This is a genomic window from Mesorhizobium sp. M7A.F.Ca.CA.001.08.2.1, assembly GCF_003998455.1.
Taxonomy (GTDB): Bacteria; Pseudomonadota; Alphaproteobacteria; order Rhizobiales; family Rhizobiaceae; genus Mesorhizobium; species Mesorhizobium ciceri.
In genome coordinates, this window is the sequence record NZ_RZPW01000287.1 from 1 (window position 1) to 7,256 (window position 7,256).

7 protein-coding genes are annotated in these 7,256 nt (G+C 64.3%); 5 read left to right on the forward strand and 2 right to left on the reverse strand.

Going from position 1 to position 7,256, the window contains the following annotated elements; genetic code table 11:
- From EN914_RS17980 to EN914_RS17990, 3 genes are all read left to right on the forward strand, one after another.
- A partial coding sequence (locus EN914_RS17980) for a transketolase C-terminal domain-containing protein (protein WP_281034659.1) occupies window positions 1–267 on the forward strand: 267 nt, incomplete at its 5' end.
- 84 nt (window positions 268–351) lie between these two features.
- Entirely contained in the window at window positions 352–1,914 is a 1,563-nt protein-coding gene (locus EN914_RS17985; RefSeq protein WP_024501852.1) for an ABC transporter substrate-binding protein, read from the forward strand.
- 119 nt (window positions 1,915–2,033) lie between these two features.
- A complete protein-coding gene (locus EN914_RS17990; RefSeq protein WP_081714203.1) occupies window positions 2,034–3,263 on the forward strand; it encodes an aminotransferase class III-fold pyridoxal phosphate-dependent enzyme in 1,230 nt (409 codons plus the stop codon).
- 33 nt (window positions 3,264–3,296) lie between these two features.
- Here the strand turns inward: EN914_RS17990 and EN914_RS17995 are convergent, their stop codons facing one another.
- Window positions 3,297–4,034, reverse strand: coding sequence for a GntR family transcriptional regulator (locus tag EN914_RS17995; protein ID WP_024501854.1), 738 nt, complete (start codon window positions 4,032–4,034; stop codon window positions 3,297–3,299).
- 131 nt (window positions 4,035–4,165) lie between these two features.
- Here EN914_RS17995 and otnK point away from each other — a divergent pair, with 131 nt between their 5' ends.
- Both otnK and EN914_RS18005 read left to right on the forward strand, forming a co-directional pair.
- Window positions 4,166–5,518, forward strand: a complete 1,353-nt coding sequence (otnK, locus tag EN914_RS18000) for a 3-oxo-tetronate kinase (RefSeq protein WP_024501855.1) — start codon at window positions 4,166–4,168, stop codon at window positions 5,516–5,518.
- Window positions 5,518–6,156 carry a class II aldolase/adducin family protein gene (locus tag EN914_RS18005; protein ID WP_024501856.1) on the forward strand — a complete coding sequence of 213 codons (639 nt, stop codon included), beginning with the start codon at window positions 5,518–5,520 and terminating at the stop codon, window positions 6,154–6,156. The genes otnK and EN914_RS18005 overlap by 1 nt, the downstream gene beginning before the upstream one ends.
- A 163-nt stretch (window positions 6,157–6,319) precedes the next feature.
- Here the strand turns inward: EN914_RS18005 and EN914_RS18010 are convergent.
- Window positions 6,320–7,256 (reverse strand): CaiB/BaiF CoA-transferase family protein (locus EN914_RS18010; protein WP_164778779.1); only part of this gene is annotated, 937 nt, incomplete at its 5' end.

A 7,256-nucleotide genomic window follows, 5' to 3' on the forward strand; every position in this document is an offset into this window, starting at 1 on the left:
GGGCTCGACTGGCCGCTGGTGGAAGCTTCGATCCGCAAGACCAACCGGGTGGCCGTCATCGAGCAGGTGCAGCGTGGGCTGTCGCTTGGCGGACGACTGACACAAGAGATTCAGGATCGCGTGTTCGATTATCTCGATCACGAGATCCTGCATGTGACGGGAAGCCTTTCGGCTCCCGTCGTATCGGCCCCGCTCAACCGCGCCGCACTGGGCGGCGCTGAAAAGCTCAAGGCCGCGCTTCAATCCCTCACTGCCGTGGGTGGATAGAGCGAACGCATTGCCACAAAGATCCGACAAGAAAATGGGAGAACTGACATGACCATCCTACCGAGAAACAAGACCAGGGCGACGATGCTGGCAGCGATGTTGCTGGCCACCAGCGCCTTCTGGGCACCGGCCACCTTCGCGCAGGACAGCAAGCCGCTGGTTATCGCGCGCAACATCGACCTCAACTCGCTCGATCCGCACCGCGCCTTCTGCGACACCTGCCAGATCTACAATTCCAGCGTCTATGAATCGCTGCTGACGCTGGACAAGGACAACAAGCTGATCCCGCTGCTCGCCTCGAAGTGGGAAGGCAATGCCGACCAGAGCAGCTTCACCTTCACGCTCGACCCGGCCGCCAAATTCTCGGACGGTTCGCCGGTCGAAGCCAAGGACGTGAAATGGTCCTGGGAGCGGCTGAAGAACCTCAAGGGCAGCGCCTCGTTCCTGATGGACAATGTCGCCTCGATCGAGACCCCGGACGCGCATACGGTCGTCGTCAAGATGGTCGCGCCGAGCTCCGAATTCCTCAACATCGCGGCAGCACCCTACGCGGCGGTCGTCAACAGCAAGGTCGCTTCCGAAGCCGGCGCCAAGGCCGATGCGGATGCTTCGACGACAGACAATGCCGAGGCCTGGTTCCTGGCGCATTCGGCCGGCAGCGCGCCGTTCGTGCTGAAATCCTATGAGCCCAATTCGGAACTGCGGCTGGCGCGCAACGACAAGTACTGGCGCACGGCGCCGGCGCTGAGCGAAGTCGTCATCCGCCAGACCAAGGATGCGGTGGCGCAGGCGCAGATGCTGCAGAGCGGCACCGCCGACATCGCCATGCAGATCGATCCGGACACGGCCAAGACGATGACCGGCAGCGACGTGAAAATCGAGACCGTGCCGTCCTACAATTTCATCTATGTGGCGCTGTCGCCCGGCGCCAAGGCCAACAAGGTTCCGCTGACGCCCGAAGTGCGCGAGGCCATTTCGCTCGGTCTCGACCGTCCGAGCATCCTCGATTTCACCATCGGCTCCGAGGGCCAGCTGATCAGCGCGCCGATCCCGCTTGGCTTCCCCGGCGGTTCGGGCTTCGAGGCGCAGCCCTATGACGTCGCCAAGGCAAAGGAACTTCTGGCCAAGGCCGGCCATGCCGACGGCTTCGAGATGGAAGCGGCGTTCCCCGGCATGAACGTCTATGGCGTCGATCTGTCGCTTCTGATGCAGAAGGTCCAGCAGGATCTGGCCAAGATCAACATCAAGCTCGACCTGCAGCCGATCCCCTTCGCCAATTGGCGCGAGCGCGTCAATGGCGACGGCATCCCAATGACGGCGGTGTTCTACGCGCCGGACTATTACGGCACCTCGCAATACATCGACTATTTCGCCATGACGAAGGGCAGCCCTTGGTCGCGCCGTGCCGGCGCGGAGCGCGACCCGTCGGTGCTCAACCCGAAGGAAGCGGATATCTACAAGGCAGCCCTTGCGGCAAGCGGCGACGAGGCCGCCAGGCTGTGGCACCAGGCCGGCGAGGAGATGATCAAGGACAGGATCATCCTGCCGCTGATCAGCCCGAACCTGATCCTGGCCTACAAGTCGGACGTCAAGGGCGTGCGCTACAGCGCCTGCTGCAACCTGCCGCTGGCAGAACTCAGCCACTGAGCAAAACAATACAGGGAGGCGACAGTCGCCTCCCTGTTCTCCATCCCGGAAGGCCAGCAAATCCTGTTCTTCCAACATCACATTCAATATATGATATATCAATGAGCGGAGACCTCGTCATGCCTTCCCTGATCAACTCCAAGGACCAGTTGCTGCGCGAGCGTGCGGCCTCGGTGATTCCGGGCGGCATGTGGGGACACATGGCGACGCGCTATCTCGGCTCCGCCTATCCACAATTCTTCGAACGCGCCGACGGCTGCCGGGTCTGGGACGTCGACGGGCACGAATACATCGACCTGATGTGCAGTTGGGGGCCCAACATTCTCGGCCACCATCATCAAGCAGTCGAAGAGGCTGCCGCCCGGCAGCGTCGCCTCGGCGATGCGATGAACGGCCCCGGCGAGGTATTGGTCGAACTGGCGGAGCTGCTGGTCAAGACGGTCGCGCATGCCGACTGGGCAATGCTGCAGAAGAACGGCACCGACGCCACCACGGCCTGCGTGACGATCGCGCGCGCCGGCACCGGCCGACGCAAGGTGCTGGTCGCGCGCGGCTCTTATCACGGCGCCGTGCCGTGGTGCACGCCATCGCTGGCCGGCGTCACCGCCGAGGACCGCGCCCATCTGATCCATTTCGACTATAATGACGTCGCCAGCCTCGAAGCGGCCGTCGAGCAGGCCGGCAACGATCTCGCTGCTGTCGTCGTCACTGCCTTCCGGCACGACATCGCCCGCGACCAGGAACTGCCGACCGCCGCCTTCGCCAAACGGGCGCGCGAACTCACCACCGCTGCCGATGCGGCATTGATCGTCGACGATGTGCGCGCCGGCTTCCGCATCGACCTCGCCGGTAGCTGGGAGCCGCTCGGCGTACGGCCGGACCTGTCCGCCTTCTCGAAGGCGATCGCCAATGGCTATCCGCTGGCCGCCATCGCAGGCACCGACCGGTTTCGCGAAGCCGCGACCAAGGTCTATGTGACGGGTTCTTTCTGGTACGGCGCCGTCGCAATGGCCGCGGCGATCGCCACCATCAGCACGCTGCGCGATACCGACGCCGTCACCCACATGACACAGGCCGGCGACAGGCTGCGCTCAGGCCTCGATGCTGCAGCGAAGAAGCATGGTCTTTCGCTGCGACAGACAGGTCCGGTGTCGATGCCGATGGTGCTGTTCGACGGCGATGCCGAATTCAAGCTAGCCAACGCATTCTGCTCGGCCGCCTTGCGCGAAGGCGCTTATTTCCATCCCCGGCACAACATGTTCCTGAGTGCTGCGCACACCTCAAAAGATATAGATCTCGCCCTGCAGGCTGCCGATGCGGGCATGGCCGCCGCGGCGCAGGTGGCGTGACCGGCGCCAATGCGGTGGAAAGGAACAAACTGTTCAGCCGGTGGCCGACACCAGTCGGCCGTTCTGCGCAGCGCGGCGCAGTTCCTCCGGCGTGACCGCGCCGTCGTTCAGCCGTTCGAGAACGTTGACCAGCAGGCGGCCGCCTTCGATCATGTCCTGCTGAATGCCCTTGCGCACACCGTTCTCGTCGCGCGCCCGCAGCGCCTCAAGAATGTCGAGATGCCGGTGGCGGCCGTCATAGGTCGGCCGGGCGTGCGGGTACTGGTAGTTCACCAGCGGTCCGTTGCGCAGCCAGATTCCCTCGATGATGGCCAGCAGCTCCGGCATTTGCGCCGCCTGGTAGATCGAGTGATGGAATTCCCAATTGTCGCGGACGGCTTCGAACCAGCGGCCATTGTCCTCGTTGGCAATGAGTTTCTCATGCACCGCCGCCAGACGGTCGATCTCGCGCGGCTCGATGCGCGTCGTTGCCGCGGCACCCGCCATGCCTTCGAGATGCAGCCTGATGCTGCGCAGTTCCAGATACTGAGCCAGCGACAGCTGGGCGACAGTGATCGAACGGCCAGCCTCCATCTCCAGGCCTTTTTCGCGCACCAACTGCATCAGCGCCTCGCGCACCGGCGTCTCAGACACCTGAAGGCTGGCGGCAAGGTCGCGGATCTTGAAGCGATGGCCCGGCCAGAAACGGCCTTCCATCATGGCACGGCGAAGCTCCTCATAGACACGCGTCGTCAGATTGTCGCGCGCGATCGGCGCGATAGAAGCAGTCACATCCGCTCTCCGTTCTTGCAACAGCGCAGGCGTCGCCTGCGTCGCGTGGCTTGTGTATATGATACCACGAATGGCCTGACCACCGACATGAGACAAGCCGCCCCGAAACCGGCAGACATGAGACGGGCCGCATGACCGCGTCGATGCCTTCCTTGCTGTTCGGCGCCATTGCCGACGATCTGACCGGCGGCACCGAGCTGGCGTCGATGCTGGTCGCGCGCGGCATTCCGACGGGATGCACGGTCGGGCTGGACGCGCCGATCCCATCAGGCAATCTTGCCCATGTGATCCTGCTGAAGACCCGCGTCATCGCAGCCAGCGATGCGGTGCGCCAGGTGCTGGAGGCCGCGGACCGGCTGGTCGAAGCTGGCGCGCGGCAGATCTTCTTCAAATATTGCGCCACCTTCGATTCGACGCCCGCGGGCAATATCGGTCCTTGCGCCGAAGCGCTGCTCGAGCGCCTTGGCGGCGGCGTCACACTGTTCGCCCCTGCGCTGTGTGAGACTGGGCGTACCGTCTATCAGGGGCATATGTTCGGCGGTCCCCAGCTGCTTGCTGAGTCGCCCAAGCGCTTCGATCCGCTGACGCCGATGACCGATTCCAATCTGGTTCGCGTGCTGCAGGCGCAGAGCAGGGGCAAGGTCGGGCTGGTGCCCTATCTCGTCGTCGATGCCGGCGCTGGAGCCATCCGAAGCGCTATAGGAGAGCAAAGCAGGCGCGGCGAGACGCTGCTGGTCACCGACACCATCCGCGAGCGCGATCTGGCGGCGATCGCGGAAGCCACCTTCGACCTGCCGCTGATGACCGGCAATTCCTCAGTCGCCGCGCATCTGCCACCGGCCTGGCTCACGCATGGGCTGCTGGATACAGGCGATCTCGTTGCCGCCAGCCTGCCGGCCGTCGAAGGGCCGGCAGCGGTGCTGGCCGGCAGCGTCGCCGACCGCACCATCGAACAGCTCGAGCGTTTTGCGCAAAACAATCCACTGCTGACGATTGACCTTGCCAGCGCCTTTGCTGGCGCCGATGTCATGGCCGAAGCGCGTACCTTCGCCCAACGGCATTTGCCCGGCGCGATGATCGCCATTGCTACGACAGCGCCGCAAGCGACCGTCGAAGCGCTGCAGCAGGCGCACGGCCGCGATATGGTGGCGGCAAGGGCGGAAGAGATCCTGGCCGGGATTGCCCAGATTCTGGTGCGCGAACTCGGTGTCCGCCGGCTCGTCGTCGCCGGCGGCGAGACCGCCGGTTCGGTGGTGAAGGCGCTCGGCATCGACCGGATCGCCATGGGCGCCTATGAGGGCCCCGGACTGTCGCGCGCCATCGCTCACCTCCCCGGCCGGCCTTCCGATCCGCTGGCGCTGATGCTGAAATCGGGAAAGCTCGGCGGCCCCGATATCTTCACCGACGTTCTGCAAGACATGACACGGCCGAGCACTATTGCGCCGGCGATCGACACATGGCCACCGGCAAGGAGAGCATCGTGATGGAACTCGAAATCGAACGCACGAGCCTGGTCACCGCGACGCAGACGCTGGACGCCAGCGGGATGAATGTCGGCACCACCGGAAACATCAGCGTGCGCACGACAGGCGGCATGCTGATCACGCCGACGGGAATAGCCACAAGCGCCTTGCGGCCGGAGCAAATGGTGGCGATGCAGCTCGATGGATCCTGGGACGCTGCGTTCCGGCCGTCGAGCGAATGGGAGATGCACGCCGAAATCTACAAGGCGTTTCCCGAGGCCGGCGCCGTCGTGCATGCCCATCCCGACCATTGCGTGGCGCTGTCGTGCCTGCGTGAACCGCTGCCACTGTTCCACTACATGGTGGCGGGTTTCGGCGGCGATGATGTGCGCTGCTCGGACTATGCGCTTTTCGCGTCAAGCGAACTGGCCAAGGTTGCCGTCGTCGCGCTCAAGGACCGCACGGCTTGCCTGCTCGCCAATCATGGCATGATCGCCTTCGGCGGCGATCTCGACACGGCGCTCATCCGCACCATCAAGCTGGAAACCCTGGCGCGGCAGTACCTTTTGGCGCGCAGCGCCGGCACGCCGGTGCTCATCGAGGGCAGCGAGATCCCCGCCATTCGCGGGCGCTACAAGAATTACGGCCAGCAGAAGTAGCCGGCCGAGCAATTCCAGAAAAGGTGAAGCGGTTTCCCGGGAAAAGCGCATAGCGCTTTCTCCAGGGAATTGCGCCAAAACAAGGAACGGCTCTTCGCCCTCTTGAAGAACCATTCAGTCGACCTGCAAATGCGAGACGAAGGCCCGTCAGGCTCCATGAAGATCAGGCGGGGATCGGTTCGGCGGCCGGCGTATAGACGCCGATGGCGCCGGTGCCGATCAGCTGGTCGATGATCTCGGCGCTATAGCCGAGCACGTCGGCCAGCACGGCAGCTGTGTCCTGGCCCAGCATCGGCGGCGCGGTGAAGTCCGCGGTCAGCTGCGCGGCAAGTCCCTGCGCCGGGCGCACCATGGCGACGGAGCCGAGATGCGGATGCGGCAAGGTCTGGACGAGGCCACGCTCGCGCACATTGGAACTGTCGAAGACTTCCGGTATCGATTTTACCGTGCCGGCCGGCACGCTGGCGGCGGCACAGGTGGCCATCCAGTGGTCACGTGGCTTGGTCTTGAAGACGGCGGCTAGTTGCGGGATCAGCGCCTCACGGTTGGTGGCGCGCGCCCCTGCTTTGATGAAGCGCGCATCCCCAGCCAGATGTGGCAGATCAACGACCTTCTCGCACAGCGCCGCGAACTGGCGGTCATTGCCGACCGCCAGCGCAAAGCTGCCATCGGAGGCTTCGAATATCTGATAGGGAACGACCGTCGGATGGGCATTGCCGTAGCGGGCGACCTCTTGGCCGGTGTTAAGGTAACCGCTGCCGACATTGATCAGCAGGCTGAGCGCGCAGTCGATCAGCGACAGGTCGAGGAACTGGCCCTTGCCGGTCGTCGCGCGCTCGTAAAGCGCCGCCAGGATCGACTGCGTGGCGACCATGCCGCAGACGATATCGGTGATGGCGACGCCGACACGCATCGGTTCGCCATTGCTCTCGCCGGTGATGGCCATGAGGCCGCTTTCGGCCTGCATGACGAAATCATAGCCGGGCCGTCCGGCATCGGGCCCGGTCTGGCCGTAGCCGGAGATCGAACAGTAGATCAGCCGCGGATTTGACGCGCTGAGCTCCTTGAAACCGACGCCGAGGCGGTCGGCGGTGCCGGAG

Coding starts and splice junctions, on each gene's coding strand:
- EN914_RS17985 (WP_024501852.1), top strand. CDS start 352: ATGCTGGCAGCGATGTTGCTGGCCACCAGCGCCTTCTGGGCACCGGCC.
- EN914_RS17990 (WP_081714203.1), top strand. CDS start 2,034: ATGCCTTCCCTGATCAACTCCAAGGACCAGTTGCTGCGCGAGCGTGCG.
- otnK (WP_024501855.1), top strand. CDS start 4,166: ATGACCGCGTCGATGCCTTCCTTGCTGTTCGGCGCCATTGCCGACGAT.
- EN914_RS18005 (WP_024501856.1), top strand. CDS start 5,518: ATGGAACTCGAAATCGAACGCACGAGCCTGGTCACCGCGACGCAGACG.